20 protein-coding genes are annotated in these 22,106 nt (G+C 71.9%); 2 read left to right on the top strand and 18 right to left on the bottom strand.

The features are described 5' to 3' along the window. Positions 1-416: 416 nt before the first annotated feature. From tyrS to ACFQ2V_RS16890, 16 genes are all read right to left on the bottom strand, one after another. Complete coding sequence (gene tyrS, locus ACFQ2V_RS16965) at positions 417-1,676, bottom strand: tyrosine--tRNA ligase (RefSeq protein WP_386054034.1); 1,260 nt, start codon at positions 1,674-1,676, stop codon at positions 417-419. 134 nt (positions 1,677-1,810) lie between these two features. Beyond that, entirely contained in the window at positions 1,811-2,443 is a 633-nt protein-coding gene (locus ACFQ2V_RS16960; protein ID WP_386054033.1) for a DNA-3-methyladenine glycosylase, read from the bottom strand. Positions 2,444-2,488: 45 nt separating this feature from the next. Beyond that, positions 2,489-3,940, bottom strand: a complete 1,452-nt coding sequence (gene argH / locus ACFQ2V_RS16955; RefSeq protein WP_386054032.1) for an argininosuccinate lyase — start codon at positions 3,938-3,940, stop codon at positions 2,489-2,491. 70 nt (positions 3,941-4,010) lie between these two features. Next, entirely contained in the window at positions 4,011-4,496 is a 486-nt protein-coding gene (gene argR, locus ACFQ2V_RS16950) for an arginine repressor (RefSeq protein ID WP_386054031.1), read from the bottom strand. Continuing rightward, on the bottom strand, positions 4,493-5,686 hold the full coding sequence (locus tag ACFQ2V_RS16945; RefSeq protein ID WP_386054030.1) for an acetylornithine transaminase: 1,194 nt from the start codon (positions 5,684-5,686) through the stop codon (positions 4,493-4,495). The genes argR and ACFQ2V_RS16945 overlap by 4 nt, the downstream gene beginning before the upstream one ends. Beyond that, positions 5,683-6,693, bottom strand: a complete 1,011-nt coding sequence (argB, locus tag ACFQ2V_RS16940) for an acetylglutamate kinase (protein ID WP_386054029.1) — start codon at positions 6,691-6,693, stop codon at positions 5,683-5,685. The genes ACFQ2V_RS16945 and argB overlap by 4 nt, the downstream gene beginning before the upstream one ends. Further along, a complete protein-coding gene (gene argJ, locus ACFQ2V_RS16935; RefSeq protein WP_386054028.1) occupies positions 6,690-7,850 on the bottom strand; it encodes a bifunctional glutamate N-acetyltransferase/amino-acid acetyltransferase ArgJ in 1,161 nt (386 codons plus the stop codon). The genes argB and argJ overlap by 4 nt, the downstream gene beginning before the upstream one ends. Beyond that, positions 7,847-8,890: an N-acetyl-gamma-glutamyl-phosphate reductase gene (argC, locus tag ACFQ2V_RS16930; protein ID WP_386054026.1), complete on the bottom strand. Its 1,044-nt coding sequence runs from the start codon at positions 8,888-8,890 to the stop codon at positions 7,847-7,849. The genes argJ and argC overlap by 4 nt, the downstream gene beginning before the upstream one ends. 45 nt (positions 8,891-8,935) lie before the next feature. Continuing rightward, positions 8,936-11,494, bottom strand: coding sequence for a phenylalanine--tRNA ligase subunit beta (gene pheT, locus ACFQ2V_RS16925; RefSeq protein ID WP_386054025.1), 2,559 nt, complete (start codon positions 11,492-11,494; stop codon positions 8,936-8,938). Position 11,495: 1 nt separating this feature from the next. Further along, entirely contained in the window at positions 11,496-12,605 is a 1,110-nt protein-coding gene (pheS, locus tag ACFQ2V_RS16920; protein WP_386054024.1) for a phenylalanine--tRNA ligase subunit alpha, read from the bottom strand. A 96-nt stretch (positions 12,606-12,701) separates the two neighbouring features. After that, positions 12,702-13,829, bottom strand: a complete 1,128-nt coding sequence (locus tag ACFQ2V_RS16915) for a sensor histidine kinase (RefSeq protein ID WP_386054023.1) — start codon at positions 13,827-13,829, stop codon at positions 12,702-12,704. A gap of 37 nt (positions 13,830-13,866) precedes the next feature. Continuing rightward, the gene (locus tag ACFQ2V_RS16910; protein WP_386054022.1) at positions 13,867-14,670 is read right to left on the bottom strand and encodes a TrmH family RNA methyltransferase; all 804 of its coding nucleotides are present in this window, start codon (positions 14,668-14,670) and stop codon (positions 13,867-13,869) included. Between the two features lie 56 nt (positions 14,671-14,726). Beyond that, positions 14,727-15,116, bottom strand: coding sequence for a 50S ribosomal protein L20 (gene rplT, locus ACFQ2V_RS16905; RefSeq protein ID WP_188031732.1), 390 nt, complete (start codon positions 15,114-15,116; stop codon positions 14,727-14,729). 95 nt (positions 15,117-15,211) lie between these two features. Beyond that, positions 15,212-15,406 (bottom strand): 50S ribosomal protein L35, encoded by a 195-nt coding sequence (rpmI, locus tag ACFQ2V_RS16900; protein ID WP_020144695.1) that lies wholly within the window; start codon positions 15,404-15,406, stop codon positions 15,212-15,214. Between the two features lie 93 nt (positions 15,407-15,499). Further along, positions 15,500-16,126, bottom strand: a complete 627-nt coding sequence (gene infC / locus ACFQ2V_RS16895; RefSeq protein ID WP_386054021.1) for a translation initiation factor IF-3 — start codon at positions 16,124-16,126, stop codon at positions 15,500-15,502. Between the two features lie 330 nt (positions 16,127-16,456). After that, positions 16,457-17,782, bottom strand: coding sequence for an MFS transporter (locus ACFQ2V_RS16890; protein WP_386054020.1), 1,326 nt, complete (start codon positions 17,780-17,782; stop codon positions 16,457-16,459). A gap of 131 nt (positions 17,783-17,913) precedes the next feature. Between ACFQ2V_RS16890 and ACFQ2V_RS16885 the strand changes: the two genes are divergently transcribed. Then, positions 17,914-19,980, top strand: coding sequence for an elongation factor G-like protein EF-G2 (locus ACFQ2V_RS16885; protein WP_386054018.1), 2,067 nt, complete (start codon positions 17,914-17,916; stop codon positions 19,978-19,980). Between the two features lie 108 nt (positions 19,981-20,088). Here ACFQ2V_RS16885 and ACFQ2V_RS16880 read toward each other — a convergent pair whose 3' ends face one another. Beyond that, entirely contained in the window at positions 20,089-21,090 is a 1,002-nt protein-coding gene (locus ACFQ2V_RS16880; RefSeq protein WP_386054017.1) for an NADP-dependent oxidoreductase, read from the bottom strand. Between the two features lie 57 nt (positions 21,091-21,147). After that, positions 21,148-21,576: an organic hydroperoxide resistance protein gene (locus tag ACFQ2V_RS16875; protein WP_386054016.1), complete on the bottom strand. Its 429-nt coding sequence runs from the start codon at positions 21,574-21,576 to the stop codon at positions 21,148-21,150. 66 nt (positions 21,577-21,642) lie between these two features. On the opposite strand from ACFQ2V_RS16875, the gene ACFQ2V_RS16870 reads away from it, so the two are divergent. Beyond that, the gene (locus tag ACFQ2V_RS16870) at positions 21,643-22,104 is read left to right on the top strand and encodes a MarR family winged helix-turn-helix transcriptional regulator (protein WP_386054015.1); all 462 of its coding nucleotides are present in this window, start codon (positions 21,643-21,645) and stop codon (positions 22,102-22,104) included. The last annotated feature ends 2 nt before the right edge of the window (positions 22,105-22,106 follow it).

Genomic DNA, 22,106 nt, shown 5'->3' with positions numbered 1-22,106 from the left:
ATTCAACCCGCTTGGTATCAGCGGTTCCTGCTCCCCGAAGCCTACCGGATCAACCAGAGTGCCTCGGACCGCTCCAGACCAACCCGATCACTCGGGACAAGCCTCAGAGCACCCAGATCCACGAACCGATCACTCGGACTCGCCACCCGGGGCCGACCGAAACCCTACCGGATCAACCGGAGTGCTTCGGACCTTCGTTCAACCCCGGGACCGGCCTGCTTCGCGTCGCGATCACTCGCTCGGCGGTGGTGTCCGTTCCTCCCTGTCGGGCTGACGAAGAGAACATTAACCGGGCCTCTGCGGAAAACACAAATCCGTACACCCGGGGACGCGCGAAAGGGCGGATCCCGTTCTGTCCCAACGAGATCCGCCCTTTTGCGCACGCCCAGCCCGCTGCTCGGGGCCGTCAGGCGTGCTCAGGCGCGCCTGGCCGCAGCGAGGTTGCGCCGTCCCCGCTTGATCACCGCGACGGCACCGTGCAGGAAGTCGTCCTCACCCAGCACCCGGTCGGGGTCGGTGACCTTGACGTTGTTGAGGGACGCTCCCCCTTCACCGATCGCGCGACGAGCCCCGTTGCGGGAGTCGACGAGACCCACCGCCACGAGCGCGTCGACGAGCGAGGTGCCGACGGCGACCTCGGCGCCCGGGAGCTCGGCCGTGGCGTCAGCCAGGGTGCGAGGGTCGAGGCCGGCGAGGTCGCCCTTGCCGAACAACGCCTCGGACGCCGCCTGCACCGCCGCCGTCGCCTCGGCCCCGTGGACGAGCGTCGTCACGTCGGCGGCGAGGGTGCGCTGCGCCGTGCGTCGGAACGGCTCCTCCGCCACCTGCTTCTCGAGGTCGGCGATCTCGTCGGGGGTGCGGTCGGTGAACACCTTCAGCAGCTTGACGACCGAGGCGTCCTCGACGTTGACCCAGTACTGGTAGAAGGCGTACGGGCTGGTCATGTCGGCGCTCAGCCACACGGCGTTGCCCTCCGACTTGCCGAACTTGGTGCCGGAGGCGTCGGTGAGCAACGGGGTCGTGAAGCAGTGCACCGACTCCCCCTCGACCCGATGGACCAGGTCGACGCCGGCCGTGAGGTTGCCCCACTGGTCGGCCCCGCCGGTCTGCAGGGTGCAGCCGTGGCTGCGGTAGAGCTCGAGGAAGTCGAGCGCCTGGAGGATCTGGTAGCTGAACTCGGTGTACGAGATGCCCTGCTCGCTCTCGAGCCGCGCCGCCACGGCGTCCTTGCGCACCATCTGGTTGACCCGGAAGTGCTTGCCGATGTCACGCAGGAAGTCGAGCGCGCTGATCGGCGCCGTCCAGTCGAGGTTGTTGACGAGCAGCGCCGGGTTCTCGCCCTCGAAGGCGAGGAACGGCCGCACCTGCTGCTCGATGCGCGCGACCCAGTCGGCCGTCTGCTCCTTGGTCTTGAGCACGCGCTCGGACGTCGGGCGCGGGTCACCGATGAGACCGGTGGACCCCCCGACGAGGCAGATGACCCTGTGGCCGGCCCGTTGGAACAGCCGCAGCACGACGAGCTGCACGAGGTTGCCGAAGTGGAGCGACGGAGCGGTCGGGTCGAACCCGCAATACAGCGTGACGGGTCCCTCCGCGAGTGCTTCGCGCAGCGCCGCCTCGTCGGTGGACTGTGCCACCAGGCCGCGCCACTGCAGCTCGTCGAAGATGTCCGTCACGGGTATCGGTGTCCTCTCTGTCCGGCCGGCTCCCTGCCCGCCGCGGCCAAGCCTGCCGTATGCCGCCCAGCCCGAGCCACCGAGTACCGCCCGTTGGCACCTCGGCGCCCTCGGTGCCCGAGCGGCATCGCCCGTCAGCGTCGGCTGCGCACGACCCCCGGCCGGTAGGCAGACACGCTGGCCTCACCGTCGACCCAGAAGCGCCAGGGGTACGCGTCACCGTCACCCCCGGGTCCGCTGACGCCGACGCGCGGCCCCGCGCGTACGTCGGCGGGGGCCACCGGCTCCCCCGCGCTCACGACGAGCTCGATGGGGTCACCGATCGGTGGTCGGCAGAAGTCGAGCCCCGACTCCTCACGCCCCATCGCGAGGGCCTGGCCGAGCCTGCCCGGGCCTCGGGCCCAGTCGCGCTCACGCACGGGTCCCCTACGTGCCCGGACGAGGTCGTGGCCCTCGAGCACCTCGCCCGCACGCACGAGCACCGCCGACGCGGTGCCGACCTCACCCACCACGAGGTTGACGCACCAGTGGTGCCCGTAGGTGAAGTAGACGTACGTGAAACCGGCCGGCCCGAACATCGGTCGGGTGCGGGGCGTCACACCGCGGTAGGCGTGGGATCCCGGGTCGAGCTCGCCGGCATACGCCTCGAGCTCGGTCAGGCGCAGCGTGACGCCGCCGTAGGAGAGATGGCGACCGAGGAGGTCGGGCGCGACCTCCACCGACGGACGGGCGAAGAAGTCCCGGGGCAGGCGTTCGTCGGCGGACACGTCGTCACCGTAACCGTTGCGCCGCGAGGCCGAACGGCCCGAGGCTCAGAGCCCCGCGCCGACCCAGGCCCGGGCGAGCGACGCCCGCTCCCCGGCGGCCACGAGCTGCTCGCCCACCCGGACGGGCGCGGTGCCACCCACGGCGTCACGCGAGGCGAGCGAACCCTCCACCGACAGGACGCTGCGCACCTCGGGGGTCAGGTGCTCGCTGATGCGGGCGAAGTCGTCGTCGGTGAGGTCCCACAGCTCGATGCCGCGCTCCTCGCAGTCGCGGACGCAGGCGCCGGCCACCTCGTGGGCGATGCGGAACGGCACACCCTCGCGAACCAGCCACTCAGCGATGTCGGTGGCCAGCGCGAAACCTTGAGGCGCCAGGGACTCGAGCCGGTCGGTGTGGAACGTCAGCGTCGCGACCATGCCGGAGAAGGCCGGGAGGAGCACCTCGAGGGTGTCGACCGCGTCGAAGACGGGCTCCTTGTCCTCCTGGAGGTCGCGGTTGTAGGCCAGCGGCAGCGCCTTGAGCGTCGTGAGCAGACCCGCCAGGTCACCGACGAGGCGGCCGGCCTTGCCGCGGGCGAGCTCGGCCACGTCGGGGTTCTTCTTCTGCGGCATGATGCTCGACCCCGTGGAGTACGCGTCGTCGAGGGTGACGAACGAGAACTCCTTGGTGGCCCAGATGACGACCTCTTCCGCGATCCGCGAGATGTCGACGGCCGTCATGGCCGCGACGAACGCGAACTCCGCCACGAAGTCGCGGGAGGCCGTGCCGTCGATGGAGTTCTCGACGGCACGGGCGAACCCGAGGTCCTTCGCGACCAGCTCGGGGTCGAGGCCGAGCGACGAGCCGGCGAGGGCGCCGGAGCCGTAGGGCGAGGCATCGGTGCGGGCGTCCCAGTCGCGCAGCCGGTCGACGTCGCGCAGCAGCGCCCACGCGTGCGCGAGGAGGTGGTGGCTGAGCAGCACCGGCTGCGCGTGCTGCAGGTGGGTCCGACCCGGCATCGAGACCCCGAGGTGCTGCTTCGCCTGCGCCACGAGGGCGTCGACGACGTCGAGCACGAGCCCGCCGACGACGCGGGCGTGCTCCCGCAGGTACATGCGGAAGAGGGTCGCCACCTGGTCGTTGCGCGAGCGCCCCGCCCGGAGGCGGCCGCCGAGCTCGGCGCCGACCCGGTCGATGAGGCCACGCTCGAGGGCCGTGTGGACGTCCTCGTCGTCCTGCGCCGGCAGGAAGGCACCCGAGACGACATCGGCCTCCAGCCGGTCGAGGCCGTCGAGCATCGCTGCCAGGTGCTCCTGCGTGAGAAGCCCTGCGGCGTGCAGCACCCGTGCGTGCGCCCGGGAGCCCGCGATGTCGTGCGGGGCAAGGCGCCAGTCGAAGTGGGTGCTCTTCGACAGGGCGGCGAGCGCCTGGTCCGGACCACCGGCGAAGCGGCCGCCCCAGAGGCTGACGCGGGCGGCGCTCGGCTCGCCGGTGCCGGTGGGGACGTCGGTGGTCATGGTGGTGCCTCCTGGAGTGGACGGTTGTGGAGTCGTGCGTCTCGTTCGCGTGCGGCCGGCTGTGCCTGCGTCAGTCGCGCGCGCCGACGAGGGCCTGGAGCCGCTCGGCGACGGCGACGGCCTGCTTCGGGCCGGCCGTGACGATCATGATCGTGTCATCGCCGGCGATCGTGCCGACCACCTCGGGGTCACGCGCCTGGTCGATGGCCGAGGCGAGGTAGTTGGCGGCACCGGGTGGGGTCCGGAGGACGACGAGGCTCTGTGCCGGCGTCGCCGAGACGAGCAGCTCCTCGCAGGTGCGGCGCAGCCGCGCCGAGGCGGCGTCGCCGATCGAGCCGACGGCGGGCACCTCGCCGCCCTCGCCCGGGACGGCATACACGAGGGCACGGCCACGGCGTACCTTGACGGCGCCGAGCTCGACGAGGTCGCGCGACAGCGTCGCCTGGGTGACCTCGGTGCCCTCGGCCACGAGCAGGTCGGAGAGCTCCCCCTGGCTGTGCACGGCGTGGGCACCGAGCAGCTCGACGATGCGTCGTTGGCGCTGGGTGCGGCTCACGGCGCGGCCTCCCCCGACGCCCGAGCCGCGGCGAGGATCGCCGGCAGCGCGTCGAGGAAACAGCGCAGCTCGCTCTCGGAGATGACGAGCGGCGGGGCCAGCCGGATCGCCGTGGGCGTGACGGCGTTGACGATGAAGCCGGCCTCGCGGGCGGCGGCCATGACGGCCGACGAAGGTATGCCGTCGAGCTCGACAGCGCGCAGCAGACCACGACCGCGGGTGCCGGCGACGCCCTCCAGGCGGACGTCGTCGAGCAGCGCACCGACGTCGCGGACGTGCTCGAGGAGCCCGTCGCGCTCGATGGTGTCGAGGACGGCGAGGCCGGCGGCGCACGCCAGCGGGTTGCCGCCGAAGGTCGTGCCGTGCTGCCCGGCGGCGAGCATCCCGGTGACCTGAGGACCGAAGGTCACGAGGGCCCCGATGGGAATGCCCCCGCCCAGGCCCTTGGCCAAGGTCATCGCATCGGGGAGGATGCCGGAGGGCTGGTGGGCGAACCAGTCGCCCGTGCGCCCGATGCCGGTCTGGATCTCGTCGAGCACGAGCAGCGCGCCGTGGCGTGACGTGGCCTCACGCGCCGCCCTGAGGTAGTCGGCCGCCAGCTCGCGCACGCCGGCCTCGCCCTGGATCGGCTCGAGGAACACTGCTGCCGTCGACTCGTCGACCGCAGCCGTCAGGGCCTCGACGTCGTTCGGCGGCACGAAGACCACGCCGGGGATGAGCGGCTCGAAGGGTTCGCGGTAGGCCGCCTTGTGGGTCAGGGCGAGGGCTCCCGTCGAACGCCCGTGGAACGAGCCCTCGAGCGCGACGATGCGGCTGCGGCCCGTGCGGCGCGACAGCTTGATGGCCGCCTCGGTGGCCTCGGTGCCGGAGTTGGCGAAGAACACCCCGGAGCCGGTCGGGGCGCCGCTGACGGACAGGATCCGCTCGGCGAGCGCGATCGCGGGCTCGGACGTGAAGAAGTTCGAGATGTGGATGGCCGACTCGGCCTGCTTGGCGACCGCCTGCACCAGCGCCGGGTGACCGTGGCCGAGCGCGTTGACGGCGATGCCCGACAGCAGGTCGAGGTAGCGCTTGCCGTCGACGTCGGTGACCCAGCAGCCGTGGCCCTCGGCGAGGACCAGCTGCGGTGCCCCGAACACCTGCACCATCGCGCCGGCGTAACGCCCCAGCAGGTCGCTTCCCGTCGTCATGCGCCCTCCTGGCCGGGCTGGCCGGGCTGGCCGGGCTGGTCCTGCGCGCCCAGCGAGCCGGTGATCTCGGGCAGCACCATGGTGCCGATCCCCTCGTCGGTGAAGATCTCGAGCAGGATCGAGTGCGGCTTGCGTCCGTCGACGACGTGCGTCTGCGGGACGCCCCCCTCGACGGCCCGGATGCAGGCCTCGAGCTTGGGCACCATGCCGTGGTCGACGCGCGAGAGCAGCTCGCGGGCCGCGCTGACCGTGATCGTCGAGAGCAGCGAGCTGCGGTCGGGCCAGCTCGCGTAGATGCCCTCGACGTCGGTCAGCACCACGAGCTTCTCTGCGCCGAGCGCGACCGCGATCGCGGCTGCGGCGGTGTCGGCGTTGACGTTGAGCACCTGGCCGTCGACGTCGAGGTCGGGGGCGACGGTGGAGACGACCGGGACGCGCCCGGCGTCGAGGATGTCGAGGACCGCCGACGGGTTGACGCTCTCGACGTCGCCGACGAGTCCGAGGTCGACCTCCTCACCGTCGACGACGGTTCCGCGGCGCCGGGCGCCGAGCAGGCCGGCGTCCTCGCCGGAGAGACCGACCGCGATCGGTCCGTGCTGGTTGAGCAGGCCGACGAGCTCGCGGCCCACCTGACCGGTCAGGACCATCCGCACGACGTCCATCACCTCGGGCGTGGTGACCCGGAGGCCGCCCTTGAACTCGCTCTCGAGGCCGACGCGCTCGAGCATCGCCTTGATCTGGGGGCCGCCGCCGTGGACGACGACGGGACGCAGGCCGGCATACCGCAGGAAGGCGATGTCCTCGGCGAAGGCGGCCTTGAGGTCGTCGTCGACCATCGCGTTGCCGCCGTACTTCACGACCACGAGCGCACCCCGGAAGCGCTCGAGCCAGGGCAGCGCCTCGACGAGAGTGGCGGCCTTGCCGGCCGCGACGCGGATGGCGGCGGCGTCGATGAGGCCGCGCAGGTTGCCCTGCATGGACGTGTGACGGGTGGCGTCGGGGCTCATGTGCTGTAGGCCGAGTTCTCGTGGACGTAGTCGTGGGTGAGGTCGTTGGTCCAGACGGTGGCGGTCTCAGGGCCGGCGTGGAGGTCGACGAGGACGTGGACCTCGCGGGGCGTGAGGTCCACGAGGGCACGGTCTTCGCCGACGCCGCCGGACCGGCAGACCTGGACTCCGTTCATCGACACGTCGAGGGTGGTCGGGTCGAAGGACGCCTGCGTCGTGCCCACGGCGGCGAGCACCCGGCCCCAGTTGGGGTCGTTGCCGAAGACGGCGCACTTGAACAGGTTGTTGCGCGCCACGGCGCGGGCGACCTCGAGGGCGTCGTCGACGGTGGCGGCGCCGGTCACCTCGATGGCGATGTCGTGGGCGGCGCCCTCCGCATCGCCGATGAGCTGCCGGGCGAGGTCGGAGGAGACTGCAGTGAGCGCCTCCGTGAGCGCCTCACGTGCGACCGTCACCCCAGAGGCGCCCGAGGCGAGCACGACCACGGTGTCGTTGGTCGACATGCAGGCGTCGGAGTCGATGCGGTCGAACGAGACGGCAGTGGCCGAACGCAGTGCGGCGTCGAGGTCGGTGGGGTCGACGACGGCGTCGGTCGTGAGGACGACGAGCATCGTCGCGAGAGCGGGCGCGAGCATGCCCGCCCCCTTGGCCATGCCGGAGACCGACCACCCGTCGCCCGCGTGGGTGGCGACCTTGTGCACGGTGTCGGTGGTCTTGATGGCGACCGCGGCGTCCTCGTGCCCGTCGGGCGACAGCGCCGCAGCCGCGGCGTCGGTGCCCGCGATGATCTTGTCCATGGGCAGTAGCTCGCCGATGAGACCAGTGGAGCAGACGACGACGTCGCCCGCGGAGACGCCGAGCACCTCGGCGACGTGCTCCGCGGTGCGGTGCGTGTCGAGGAAGCCCTGGGCCCCGGTGCACGCGTTGGCACCACCGGAGTTGAGCACCACCGCGTCGGCGCGGCCGTCGGCGACCACCTGTCGCGACCACGTCACCGGGGCCGCCTCCACCCGGTTGCTCGTGAAGACGGCTGCGGCGTGGTGGTCGGGGCCGTCGTTGACGACGAGGGCGAGGTCGGGGCTTCCGCTGGCCTTGAGCCCCGCGGTGACCCCTGCGGCACGGAATCCGGCGGGCAGCCGCACCTCCGACGAGCTCACGGCGCCACCCCCGCGACGGGAAGACCGAGGGTCTCGTCGAGGCCCAGGGCGATGTTGGCGCACTGGACGGCGGCGCCGGCCGTGCCCTTCGTGAGGTTGTCGACGGCCGAGACGACCACCACCCGGCGCAGCCGCTCGTCGACGACGACCTGGAGCTGGACGTGGTTGCTGCCGATGACCGAGGCGGTGGTGGGCCAGGAGCCCTCGGGCAGCACGTGGACGAAGGGCTCCGCGGCGTACGCCTTCTCCCAGGCCTCGCGGACGGCCGCCGGGTCGACCTCTGGCCGCAGGCGGGCCGTGCACGTCGCGAGGATGCCCCGCGGCATGGGCGCGAGCGTCGGCGTGAACGACACGCTGACCGGCTCGCCCGCCGCCCGGCCGAGGTTCTGCTCGATCTCGGGCGTGTGACGGTGACCCCCGCCGACCCCGTAGGGCGACATCGAGCCCATCACCTCGCTGCCCAGCAGGTGCGGCTTGAGGGACTTGCCGGCTCCGGAGGTGCCGGAGGCGGCGACGACGACGACGTCGTCGGGCTCGAGCAGGCCGGCCGCGAAGCCGGGCGCTAGGGCGAGCGAGATGCCCGTGGGGTAGCAGCCGGGGACGGCGATCCGCCGTGCACCCTCGAGCCGTTCACGCTGGACCGAGCCGGCGGGCCCGGGCAGCTCGGGCAGGCCGTACGGCCACGAGCCGGCATACGCCGTGTCGTAGAAGCTGGTCCATGCCGACTCGGACTCGAGCCGGAAGTCGGCACCGCAGTCGATGACGACGACGGCCTCGGGAAGCTGGGCCGCGAGGGCTGCCGAGTGGCCGTGCGGCAGCGCGAGGAAGACGACGTCGTGCCCCGACAGTGTCTCGACGCCCGTCGCCTCCAGGACACGGTCTGCGAGCGGGACCAGGTGCGGGTGGACGACGCCGAGCCGCTCCCCCGCGCTGCTGGCCGCGGTGATGGCGCCGACCTCGAACTGCGGGTGGGCGAGCAGCAGCCGGAGGATCTCTCCTCCCGCGTAGCCACTCGCCCCCGCTACTGCTGCCCTGATCACAATGCATGACTATACACGATCATGCATATTCGTGCATGAGGGGCGTCAGCGCTGGACCGCCCCCGTCGCCGAGGCAGCGGCCGCGACCGCTGCGTCGCGGAAGCCGTTGACCTCCTCCGTCGTCAGCGTGCGGTCGGGCGCCCGGAACGTCAGCCGGTAGGCCAGCGACTTGCGACCCGCCGCGACGTGCTCGCCCTCGTAGACGTCGAAGAGCGCGACCGACTCGAGCGCCTCGCCGGCGCCCGAGCGCAGGGCCGCCTCGACGTCTGCCGCCGCGACGTCGGAGGCCACGAGCAGGGCCACGTCGGTGAGCGCGGGCGGGAACGTCGAGAACGGCCGCGCCTGCACGGGTTCGGCGCTGGCCGCGACGAGCACGTCGACGTCGAACTCGGCCGCCACGGTGCGCTCGGGCAGCTCGAGCGCGGCGACCACCTTCGGGTGCAGCTCACCTGCGTGGCCGACCAGGGTGCCGTCCTCCAGGGTGATGCGGGCGCAGCGGCCCGGGTGCCACGGGGCGTGGCCAGGGTCGCCGGTGACGGCGACCGGCACGGCCAGGGCCGCCGCGACGGTCTGCACCGCGGCCACCATGTCGCTCCAGTCGACGGCGCGGCCCGGACCCCACCAGCCGGAGGGCTCCGCGTGGCCCGATGCGAGGATCCCCGCCCGGCGCGGCTGCGCCGGCACTGCGGCATACAGGCGCTCGAGGGTCGCGGCGTCGGGACGCGATGCCACGCTCGGGACCGGCGCCGTGCCGAGCGGGCCACCGGGACGGAAGACGAGGCCCAGCTCGTAGACCGCGACGTCCCTCTGGCCCCGGGCGACGTTGCGGCGCAGCGCGTCGACGAGGGTCGCCAGGATCGAGGTGCGCAGCAGCGGCCGCTCCTCGGAGAGCGGGTTGGCGAGGCGGACCGCCTGGCGACGGTCGTCGTCGGCCGGGAGCATGAGCTGGTCGGCCAGGCCCTCGGCCACGAACGGGTAGCTGAGCACCTCGGTGAGGCCGGCGCCGGCGAGGGCGTCGGCCACGAGACGGCGCGTCCGCTGCGCGTGCGTCAGCCCACGGCCCCCCGTCGGGGTCGGGGTGATCGACGGGATGTTGTTGTAGCCGTCGATGCGCGCGACCTCCTCGGCGTAGTCGGGCGCGTCGACGAGGTCGGGTCGCCAGGACGGCGGCGTCACGCGCACGTGCACGTCGTCGGTGGCCGCCCCGCGGTCGTCGACGGCGCAGCCGAGGTCGCGCAGGATGGCGACCACGCGCTCACGGGAGTAGTCGACACCGACGATCCGAGCGGGCTCGGTGACGTCGAGGCGGTAGGCCGCCCGGTCGGTCGTGCGGTCGACGTCGGTGACTCCGGCGTCGACGGTGCCGCCCCCGTGCTCGACGAGGAGGTCGACCGCGAGCTGGGCAGCGGCGGCCGTCACCTTCGGGTCGACGCCCCGCTCGAAGCGCTTCGACGCCTCGGTGATGAGGCGGTGGCGGCGCGAGGAGCGCGCGACCGTCGTCGGGTCGAAGTGCGCGGCCTCGACGAGCACGTCGGTGGTCGACTCGGACACCTCCGACGAGGCGCCGCCCATGACGCCCGCGATGGCCAGCGGCTGCTCGCCGCCGTCGGTGATGAGCAGGTCGTCGACGTGCAGCGAACGCTCGACGTCGTCGAGGGTCGTGAGCGTCTCGCCCGCGCGCGCCCGACGCACGACGACCGAGCCGGAGAGCTGGTCGACGTCGAAGGCGTGCAAGGGCTGGCCGACGGCGAGCATGACGTAGTTCGTGACGTCGACGGCCAGCGAGATGGGTCGCATCCCGGCCTGGGTCAGGCGGCGAGCCATCCAGGACGGCGTCTGCCGCGTAGGGTCGATGCCGCGCACGATGCGCGCGACGTAGCGGTCGCAGCCCTCGTTGCCCTCGATCGGCGAGTCGTCCTTGAGCTCGACGGTGTAGCCGTCGCCGTTGGCCTCGGGCGTCGCGACGGCGGCGGGTTCGCGGAAGCCGCCCTCCGGGCTGCCCTGGGAGTGCCAGTACTCGCGGGCGAGTCCGCGCAGGGAGAAGCAGTAGCCCCGGTCGGGGGTCACGTTGGTCTCGATGGTCTCGTCGGCCAGACCGAGGAGGGCGATCGCGTCGTCGCCGGGGCTCAGGGTGGCCGCGCGCTCCTCACCGAGCAGGCGGCTCAGCACGATGATGCCCTCGTGGTCGTGACCGAGGCCGATCTCGTCCTCGGCGCAGATCATGCCGTTGGACATGCGGCCGTACGTCTTGCGTGCCGAGATCTCGAAGCCACCGGGCAGCACGGCGCCCGGCAGCGCGACGACGACGAGGTCGCCGACCTCGAAGTTCGTGGCTCCGCAGACGATCTCCTGGTGCTTGCCCTCGATGAGCATCTGGCCGTTGCGCCCGACGTCGACGACGCAGTAGCGGATCGGCTTCCCGTTCTTCTGCACCTGCTCCTCGAGCTCGAGGACACGACCGACGACGAGCGGACCGGTGATGTCGCCGCCGTGGAGGTCCTCCTCCTCGAGGCCGACACGGACGAGGCTCGCGGCCACGTCGGCGCCGCGCGCCCCGGGCGCGAGGTCGGTGTACTCGGCGAGCCAGCTCAGCGGCGTACGCATCTCAGGCCCCCCTCCCGAACTGCTGCGAGAAGCGGACGTCGCCCTCGACGATCTCGTGCATGCCCTGGACACCGTGGCGCAGCTGGAGCGCGCGCTCGATGCCGAGCCCGAACGCGAAGCCGGAGTAGACGTCGGGGTCGATGCCGCACGTACGCAGCACCTTGCGGTTGACCATGCCGGAGCCTCCCAGCTCGATCCAGCCGGAGCCGCCGCAGGTGCGGCACGGCTCGGCACTGCCCCAGGTCTCCTCGCCGTGGCAGGCGAAGCACAGGAAGTCGGTCTCCATGCTGGGCTCGGTGAAGGGGAAGTAGTTGGCGCGCACCCTGGTGCGGGTGCCCTCGCCGAACATGATGCGCACGAACGCGTCGAGCGCGCCGCGCAGGTGGGCCATCGTCAGGCCCTTGTCGATGGCGAGGCACTCGATCTGGTGGAAGACGGGCGTGTGCGTGGCGTCGAGGTCGTCGGTGCGGAACACCTTGCCCGGCGCGACGATGTAGATCGGTGGCTCCTGCTCGAGCATGGTGCGGATCTGCACCGGCGAGGTCTGGGTGCGCAGCACGAGGCCCGAGTCGACCGGGTCGAGGAAGAAGGTGTCCTGCATCTGCCGCGCCGGGTGGTCGGGGCCGAGGTTGAGCGCGTCGAAGTTGAGCCACTCGCTCTCGAGCTCAGGCCCCTCGGCGACCTCCCATCCCATGCCCACGAAGGCATCGACGAGACGCTGCGCCACGAGCTCGATCGGGTGCCGCGCACCGGTCGGGCGCCGCAGCGCCGGGAGGGTGACGTCGACGCGCTCCTCGACGAGGATCCGCTCGTCGCGCTCGGCCTCGAGCTCGGCCTGACGCGCCGCGAGGGCCTGGGCGACCCGTCCGCGGGCCTGCCCGACCCGCTTGCCGGCCTCGGCCTTGGCACTCGGCGGCAGCGCGCCGATCTCGCGGTTGGCCAGGGCCAGCGGGCTCTTCTCGCCCTGGTGCGCGATGCGCACGGCCTTGAGCTCGTCGAGCGAAGCGGCGGCCGCGATCGCGGAGAGGGCCTCCTGCACGGCTGAGTCGACGTTGGCCGGGTCGAGCGCTGAGACCTCGACCGGGTCGTAGTTCGTGTTGGGTCCGGACATCGGCGTGCGTTCGCTGCTCTCGGTCGGGTGCGGTCGGTGCTGGGCTGCCAGTCTAGGGGCGGTGGCGAACGGCCCTGCCGGCCGCCCGGCCCGCGGTCAGCTGCCGAAGGCCTCGGGAAGCCCGGCGGGCAGGCGCACCACGAAGCGGGCGCCTCCGGCATCGCTGTCGCAGACGTGCACCGTGCCGCCGTGGGCCTCGACGAGACCCCGGACGACGTAGAGCCCGAGGCCGGTGCTCGCGTTGGACGGCCCGTGCCAGAAGCGGCCGAAGATCTTCTCGCGGTCGGCCGGTGGTATGCCGTCACCCTCGTCGTCGACCTCGACCACGACGGACTCGGGCGAGTCGCCCAGCTCGGCACCACGGTCGAGGGTCACCGTGACGCGCCCGTCGCCATGGAGCAGGCCGTTCTCGATGAGGTTGAAGAAGATCTGCTCGAGCCGGTCGGTGTCGGCCCACATCTCGGGCAGGCCCTCGGCGGTGGCCTGCGTGCCCAGCTGCAGCCGCACCGTGCCTGTCGAGCGACCGAGCTCATAGCGCACGACGTGCTTCGACAGCAGCGCGTGCAGGTCGACGGGGCCACGGCGGAGGTTGAGGTTGTCGGAGTCGAGGCGCGAGATGTCGAGCAGCTCGGTGATCAGCCGGGTGAGGCGCGTCGCGTCTGCCTCGATGGTCTCGATCATGAGTCGCTTCTGCTCGTCGGTGAAGCGCTCCCAGCGCCGCAGCAGGCTGCTCGTGAACCCGGTGACCGAGGTCAGCGGCGCCCGCAGCTCGTGCGCGACGGTCGACAGCACGGTGGCCTGGTCTCGCTCGGCGCGCTGGCGCGCCTCGGCGTCGCGCAGGCCGAGCATGACCCGTGCCACGACGCCGTCCGGATCGGTGCGGATGTAGCGGGCGGTGACGAGGACGTCGTGGCCCTTGGGGGCGACGAGGAGCTTCTCGCGGTGGCCGGGCCGGCTGGAGAGGCCGTTCCACGGGTCGGTGTGCGCCCACCAGTCGCGGCCGTACTTGTCGGTGAGCGGCAGGCCCTCGTCGAGTGGCCGTCCTTCGAGGTCGGCCCGCTCGCACTCGAGGATGCGCAGCGCCTCGGAGTTCGCGAAGCGGATGCGGCGGTCACCGCCGACGACGACGAGGCCGTCAGGGAGCATCTCTCCCATCTGCGCGACCGGTGCGACGGAGCTCGCCGACTCGGGAAGGTAGGAACCGGTCCCGTCGGCGGAGGTCATGGCTCCGAGGATAGCCACGGCTGCACTGGCGTTGGGGTCAGCGGCGGGTCCGGCGTGCCTCGGCCGACGCGTAGAGGCAGACCGTGGCGGCCATCGCGAGGTTGAGGGACTCGGCGTGCCCGTGGATCGGGACGCGGACGACGTCGTCGCAGGCGTCGCGGACCTCCTGGGGCAGACCCCATGCCTCGTTGCCCATCACCCAGGCGTGCGGGCCACCGAGGTCGGCGTCGTGCAGCAGCGTGGTGCCGGCCCCGTCGGCGGCGAGCAGCGTGATGCCGCGCGCCCGTAGGGCGTCGAGGATCTCGGGCACCGTCGAACCCGTGCTCACCGGGAGGTGCCAGAGGGAGCCGACGGTGGAGCGGACGACCTTGCTGTTGTAGATGTCGACGCTCGCGTCACTGACGATGACGGCATCGGCTCCGGCGGCGTCGGCTCCCCGGATGACCGTGCCGGCGTTGCCGGGGTCACGCACGTGGGTGAGGACGCACACGAGCGCGTCGGCGGGCAGGCCCGCGAGAGCCTCCTCGAGCGGGACGTCGACCACACGGCATACGGCCGCGATGCCTTGCGGGGACTCGGTGTCGCACATGGCGGCGAGCACCTCGGGGCTCACCTCGTGCACCCAGAGCTCGGCTGCCCGGGCCGCCTCGACGATGGCCGCGTGCCGCTCGGCCGCCTCGGGCGTGACGTAGACGTCGCGGACGTGCGCGGGACGGAAGGCCACCGCCTCACGCACCGCCTGCGGCCCCTCGGCGAGGAACTCCCCCGTGCGCGAACGCACCGAACGCCGGGACAGTGCCCGTACGGCCTTGACCCGATCGGATCGGGTGTTGGTCAGCACGGGGTGTCCCGGCGTTCGGTGGTGTGCGGTGTCTCGGCGGTCCGGGTGGACGTCGCTCAGGCGGCGTCGCCGGCCTTGGCGTCGGCCTGGGCCGGGACGTTCGCGCGGGAGAGCTCGACGAGCGCGGTGAAGGCGGGCGCGTCGTTGACGGCGAGGTCGGCGAGGATCTTGCGGTCGACCTCGACGCCGGCGGCCTTGAGGCCCTGCATGAACCGGTTGTAGGTCATGCCGTTGGCGCGGGCCGCAGCGTTGATGCGCTGGATCCAGAGGCGACGGAAGTCGCCCTTCTTGGCGCGGCGGTCACGGTAGGCGTAGCCCAGCGAGTGGGTGACCTGCTCCTTGGCCTTGCGGTAGAGACGCGACCGCTGGCCGCGGTAACCGCTGGCGCGCTCGAGAACGACGCGACGCTTCTTCTGGGCGTTGACCGCCCGCTTCACGCGTGCCACGTGAATACTCCTTCTCTGCTTGGTGCAGTGCTTCGTGCTGCTGGCTCACCGGGGGCCCGGCGCTCAGCGAGATGCTGATGGGTGGGGGTCCCGGCTCACTTGCCGAGGAGCTTCTTGGCCTTCTTGGCGTCCGGCTTGGCGAGCTCGACGTCGTTCGCGATGGAACGCATCTTCTTGCTCGACTTGTGCTCGAGCAGGTGGCGACCGCCGGCCTGCTCGCGCATGACCTTGCCGGTGCCGGTGAGGCGGAAACGCTTCTTCGCACCGCTGTGCGTCTTCATCTTCGGCATGGGGGCCGATCTCCTTCGTGTTGCGTGCGTCAGTGGACGTACGTGGTCTGTCGTGCCGGCGGCTCACGCCTCCGGCGGATCACCGACCGCCGATCACTCGGCGGCGGCGGTGGCCTCGTCGGTCTGCGGGGCGTCGGTCTGCGGGGCGTCGGCCTGGGCGCCTTCGGGCTGCACGCCCTCGGGCTGCACGCCCTCGGGCTGCTCGCCCGCCACCGGGCGAGCCTCGCGCGAGCGACGCTGCTCGGCCTTGGCCTCCGCCTTCTTCCTGGTCGGGCCGATCACCATGATCATGTTGCGGCCGTCCTGCTTCGGCGCCGACTCGACGAAGCCGAGCTCGGCGATGTCCTCGGCGAGACGCTCGAGCAGGCGGCGGCCGAGCTCGGGTCGCGACTGCTCGCGACCGCGGAACATGATCGTCACCTTGACCTTGTCGCCGGCCTTGAGGAACCGCTCGACGTGGCCCTTCTTGGTGCCGTAGTCGTGCGGGTCGATCTTCGGTCGGAGCTTGATCTCCTTGATGACGGTGTTGACCTGGTTCTTGCGCGCTTCCCGTGCCTTCATGGCGGCTTCGTACTTGAACTTGCCGAAGTCCATGAGCTTGGCGACCGGCGGCTTGGCCATGGGGGCCACCTCGACGAGGTCGAGGTTCGCCTCCTCGGCCAGACGCAGCGCGTCCTCGACGCGGACGATGCCGACCTGCTCGCCGTTGGGGCCAACCAAGCGCACTTCCGGGACCCGGATGCGCTCGTTGATGCGAGGCTCGCTGATGTGGTGCTCCTAAGTTCGAGAAATGGGGTGACCAGACGGGTACTGCTGTCCTGCTGCGACCACAACGAGAAAAGGGCTCCCCGTGTGTGCACGAGGAGCCCAAGGGTCGCGTATGCCGGACGGTCGCCGTCGCGTCACACGGCTCGGCATACGCACCGCAGCAGCGGCCCGGATGTCGAGCAGACCTTGACCCGGCAACCGTGAGGTCGACGCGGGTGGAAGCGAGCTTCTCTTGCACGTCGTCACCCCGGTCCGCCGGAGCGGAAGGAGGGTGACGGCTGGTCAGTGCTCCATGCTAGCAGCCGGGACGCCACGCTCCGAATCGGCGCCGGGGCCCTTTGCTTCGTCCGCGGCGGTGGGCTCGCCGCGGAACCGGCGAGCTGCCACCAGCCCGGCGGCCGCGACGAGCACGCCGAGCACCGAGACGACGACGAAGCCCCACTGCCACCCACCGTGGTCGATGGCGAAGCCGGCGAGCGGAGCACCGAACGCCGACCCGGCCGTCATCGCGGAGCCGTGCCAGCCCATCATCTCGCCCCGGAAGCGCTCGGGGACGAGTCGGCTCAGCTGCTCGACCGTGGCAGTGATGGTCGGCGCGCAGAGCAGGCCCGAGAGTGTGACGAGCACGGCGAAGGTCGGCACCCCGACGGCGAGCGCCACGGGGAGAGTCAGCGCCGCCAGCCCGCCGAGCAGCCAGAACACGGAGAAGGACCGGTGCCACGCGCCGTAGACGAGGCCGCCGACCAGCGAGCCGGCGCCCCAGAGGGCGAGAACCCAGCCGATCGACTGCGTGGCGTCGAACGTGCGCAGGGCCGCGACGATCGAGACGTCGGTGCCGCTGAGCACGAGGGTCGAGCAGGCGGCGGCCAGGTAGACGGCGGCCACGGGCACGGTGATGAAGCCGCGGACAGCGCGCGGCGCGCCCGAGGACGCGGTGCCCTCGGATGCGCCGGTGCCCGTCTCGGCGGTCGCGATCGCGTCGGCGCGGGCGGCCTCCCCCTGCTCGTCGGTGGCCGGCGTCGAGGTCTCGGACGTGAGTGGCGGGTTGACGACCCAGAGCACGAACCCGGCTGCGACCGAGGTGAGCTCGCACACGAGCAGCGCCCAGCCGGTGTCGTAGGCGGTGGCGAGCCAGACGCCGATGGCGGGCCCGGCCATGAACGACAGCTCGGTCGCCGACGAGTCGAGCGAGAGGGCGGTGCGCCGCTGCTCGGCGGGGACCGACCGGATGATGACCTGCCGCAGGATCGAGAACGTCGGCACGACGAAGAGGCCCGCGAGCGCCGCGAAGCCGATGAGGGACGCGTAGTCGACCCAGGGCGCGATGGACCAGCAGACCACCTGGACCAGCAACGAGGGACCGACCGTGCGCCGCAGCCCGATGCGGTCGAGCAGCCGTCCACGCCAAGGCCCCGAGATCGCGACGGCGACGGTCGAGGCAGCGGTGACGAGCCCGGCCTCGCCGTAGCTGCGACCGAGCGAGGACACCACGTGGAGCGTCAGGATGACCGCGCCGGCCCACATCGGGACCCGGATGAAGAAGCCCAGCAGCAGCGCACCGCGCGTGTCGCGGTTGGCCAGCACCGGCCGGTACGCCCCGAGATCCATGGCGCCAGCCTGTCACCTCGCGCCGACAGGACGCACGCGGGTTTCGCGCTCGCGGCCACCGCGCGGAAGCGAGCCACACGGCATACGCCCGACGTCTTGTAACGGGTGGGCGACAGCGGAAAGGTGGGGTCATGGCAAAGACGCCCGGCAGATCAGACCTTCCTGCGGCCCCCAACCCCGCCTCGCCGCAGGACATCCGCAACGTCGTGCTGGTCGGACCCGGCGGGGCCGGCAAGACCGCACTCTTCGAGGCCCTCGTGGCGACACGAGTACCGGGCCAGCGCACCGGCACCACCGAACACGTGCGCACCACCACCCTCACCGCGGCCTCGTTCGAGTCGGGTGCGGTGACCCTCAACCTGTTCGACACCCCCGGCTACCCGGACTTCGTCGGCGACCTGCGGGCAGGGCTGCGCGCCGCGGACGCTGCCGTGTTCGTCATCTCGGGCGCCGACGACGTCGACCGGCCCGTCTCGCTGCTCTGGCGCGAGTGCGCGGCCGTCGGCATGCCCAGGGCGGTCGTCGTCACCCACCTCGACCAGCCCCGCGCCGACTTCGCGGCGACCGTGGAGATGTGCCGGCGCACCTTCGGCGACGCGCGCGCCACGCACTGGCCCACCCTCTCGGACGGCGAGGTCACCGGCGTCGTGGGCCTGCTCACGGGCGAGACGTCCGAGGAGCACGAGGACGCCCGGTCGGCCCTCATCGAGTCGGTCATCGAGGAGTCCGAGGACGCGACCCTGCTCGACCGCTACCTCGAGGGCGAGACCATCGACACCGAGTCGCTGCTCACCGACCTGCGCGCCGCCATCGCCCAGGGCACCTTCTTCCCCATCGTCCCGGTGGCGCCGCTGACCGGGGCGGGCATCGAGGAGCTGCTCGGCATGGTCGAGCGTGCCTTCCCCGACCCGACCGTCCACCCCCTCCCGACGGTGACCAGCCCCGCGGGCGGCACCATCAGCGGGGTCGCCTGCGACCCGGACCAGCCGCTCGTGGCCGAGGTGGTGCGCACGACCACCGACCCGTACGTCGGGCGTCTCTCGCTGGTGCGCGTCTTCTCCGGCACCCTCCGGGTCGACGAGACGGTGCACGTCTCCGGCCACCTCGGCGACTTCGTCGGCCACGACGTCGCGGGCCACCCCGCGCACGACGACGACGAGCGCGTCGGGCCCCTCGCGTCACCCTTCGTCGACGGCCACCGGCCCAGGGGCACCGCCATCGCGGGCGACCTGGCGCTCGTGTCCAAGCTGACCCGGGCCGAGACGTCGGACACGCTCTCGTCCCCCGAGCGTCCCGCCGTCGTGGCGCCCTGGCTCCTGCCCGAGCCGCAGCTGCCCGTGGCGATCCGCGCGGCGACGAAGTCCGACGAGGACAAGCTGGCCGGTGCCCTCCAGCGCATCGTCGCCGAGGACGTCACCGTGCGCCTTGACCACTCGGCCGAGACGGAGCAGGTCGTGCTCTGGACGATGGGCCAGGCGCACGTCGACGACCTCATCGCGCAGCTCTCCGACCGCTACGGCGTCACCGTGACCGCGGAGCCCTACCGAACGGCGCTGCGCGAGACCTTCGTGCGCAAGTGCAGCGTGCAGGGGCGGCACGTGAAGCAGTCGGGCGGGCACGGGCAGTACGCCGTGTGCTCGATCGAGATCGAGCCGCTCCCCCGAGGGGCCGGCTTCGAGTTCGTGGACAAGGTGGTCGGCGGCGCCGTGCCGCGTCAGTTCATCCCGTCGGTGGAGAAGGGCGCCCGGCTGCAGCTCGAGAAGGGCCTGCTCACCGGCCATCCCGTCGTCGACGTGCGGGTCACGCTGACCGACGGCAAGGCCCACTCCGTCGACTCCTCGGACGTCGCGTTCCAGACCGCAGCGGCCCTCGCGCTCAAGGAGGCGGCCAACGAGTCGACGATGGCGCTGCTCGAACCGATCGACCGGGTCGACATCACGATCGCCGACGAGTACCTCGGCGCGGTGATGTCCGACCTGCGCGGCCGCCGCGGCCAGGTCCTCGGCACCGAGCCGGCCGACGAGATGGGCCCCGAGGGCGGCTGGACGGTCGTGCACGCGGAGGTGCCGCAGTCGGAGCTGTCGCGCTACCCGATCGACCTGCGCTCGGTGTCGCACGGCACGGGCTCCTTCGTGCGCGAGCCGGTGCGCCACGACCTGCTCCCGGCCGACAAGGTGCGCGACCTCCTCAAGGCCTGAACGAGGTCGAGCGCCTCTCGTCGGCGAAGCGATCCGTCCGGGCGGACGGATCGCTTCGACGATGGTGAGTGTGGTGGTGCGTGTGGAGCGCGGGGGTGCGCCGGAGGCTCAGAGGCGGACGACCATCTTGCCAGTGTTCTCGCCGCGCAGGACCCCGAGGAACGCGTCGACGGCGTGGTCGATGCCGTCGGCGAAGGTCTCGCGGGAGGTCAGCGTGCCGTCGGCGATCCAGCCGGCCGCACGCTTCGCGTACTCGCCGCCGAGGTCCCAGTGGTCGCCCACGAGGAAGCCGGTGATCGTGCCGCGCGTCTGGATGAGCCGGGCGAGGTTGCGAGGGCCCGGCGCCGGCGCGGTGTCGTTGTAGACGGAGATCGCGCCGCAGATCGCGATGCGGCCGCCGAGGCGCAGCGATCCGATGGCGGCCTCGAGGTGCTCGCCGCCGACGTTGTCGAAGTAGACGTCGATGCCGTCGGGGGCGGCCTCGCGCAGGAGGGTGGAGACCTTGCCGTCCTTGTAGTTGAACGCGGCGTCGAAGCCGAGGTCGTCCAGCAGGTGGTCGACCTTCTCCTGCGAGCCCGCGCTGCCGATGACCCGGCCGGCGCCGAGCGCCTTGGCGACCTGGCCGACGACGGAGCCGACGGCTCCGGCCGCTCCGGAGACGAAGACGACGTCGCCCTCCTTGATCCTGGCGATGCGCGTGAGCCCCGCGTATGCCGTCAGGCCGGTCATGCCGAGCACGCCGAGGTACGCCGACGCCGGTGCCACCGACGTGTCGACGACGCGGACGGAGGTGCCGTCCAGGACGGCCTCCTCGCGCCAGCCGAGCCCGTGGAGCACGTGGTCGCCGACGGCGACACCGTCGGCGCGCGACTCGGTGACGACGCCAACGGCACCGCCGTGCATCGCCTCGCCGAGCGCGTACGGCTCGGCGTAGGACTTGGCGTCGCTCATTCGGCCACGCATGTACGGGTCGACCGACATGACCTCGTTGCGGACGCGGACCTGGCCGTCGGCGAGCTCTGCGCCCGCACTCTCGACGAGGGCGAAGTCGTCCGGTATCGGCCAGCCGACGGGGCGGCTGACGAGCTGGACCTCACGGGGGGTGGTCATCGGATCTCCTTGTACGGCAGTAACTCTGGTTGTCTGGGGTTCTGGGGTTGAGGGCGCTCAGTCGACGATGATCTCGACGGGGATGTTGCCGCGCGTCGCGTTCGAGTAGGGGCACACCTGGTGCGCGACGTCGACGAGCTCGCGACCGAGCTGGGCGTCGATGTCCTCGGGGAGCTCGACGTGCAGGACGACGCCGAGGCCGTATCCGGTGCTGGAGGAGCCGCTGAGGCTCACGTCGGCGGTGACCGCGACGTCGAAGTCCTCGACGCGTCGCTTGCGCGCGACGAGACCCAGGGCGCTCGCGAAGCACGCGGCATACCCGGCCGCGAAGAGCTGCTCGGGGTTGGTGCCCTCGCCGCTTCCGCCGAGCTCGCGCGGCGCCGCGAGGGTGACGTCGAGACGACCGTCGGTGGTGACGGCGCGGCCCTCGCGCCCGGAGGCGGTGGCCGACGCGACGTACTGGGCGGTCTGGGTGGCGGTGGACATGGAGCTCCTCGGGTTGAATGATTGCCATCAATTAAGTTGTGCGCAATTTGATAGTACGCTTGGGGTATGAGCCCGTCCAATCCGGTCCCCGTGTCCGGCACCCTCAGCCTCGAGCAGCAGATCTGCTACGCCATGCACACGACGGTGCGAGCGTTCGACGCCGTCTACCGCGAGCTGCTCGCCGAGCACGGACTCTCCTACCCGCAGTACATCGCCCTCATGGGCATCGGCGAGCACGGACCGATGACCGTGAGCAGCCTGGGCGAGCACATGCGGCTCGACTCGGGCACCCTCTCCCCCCTGCTCAAGCGGATGGAGGTCGCCGGCCTCGTCGCCCGATCCCGGGACCCCGAGGACGAGCGACGCGTCCTCGTCTCCGTCACCGCGGCCGGCCGGGCACGACTCGCTGCGCTTCAGGACATGCCCCAGCAGATCGCAGCGCGAAGCGGTCTGTCACGTGAGCAGATGCTCGCGCTGCACGAGACGCTGCGCACGGTGACCGAGCACCTGGACCGCCGGAGCGGCTGACA

It is taken from the genome of Terrabacter terrigena (assembly GCF_042676085.1).
In the GTDB taxonomy this organism is placed as follows: domain Bacteria; phylum Actinomycetota; class Actinomycetes; order Actinomycetales; family Dermatophilaceae; genus Terrabacter; species Terrabacter terrigena.
Note: the sequence above shows the minus strand (reverse complement) of the source record. Positions and strands in the feature narration are given on the sequence as shown.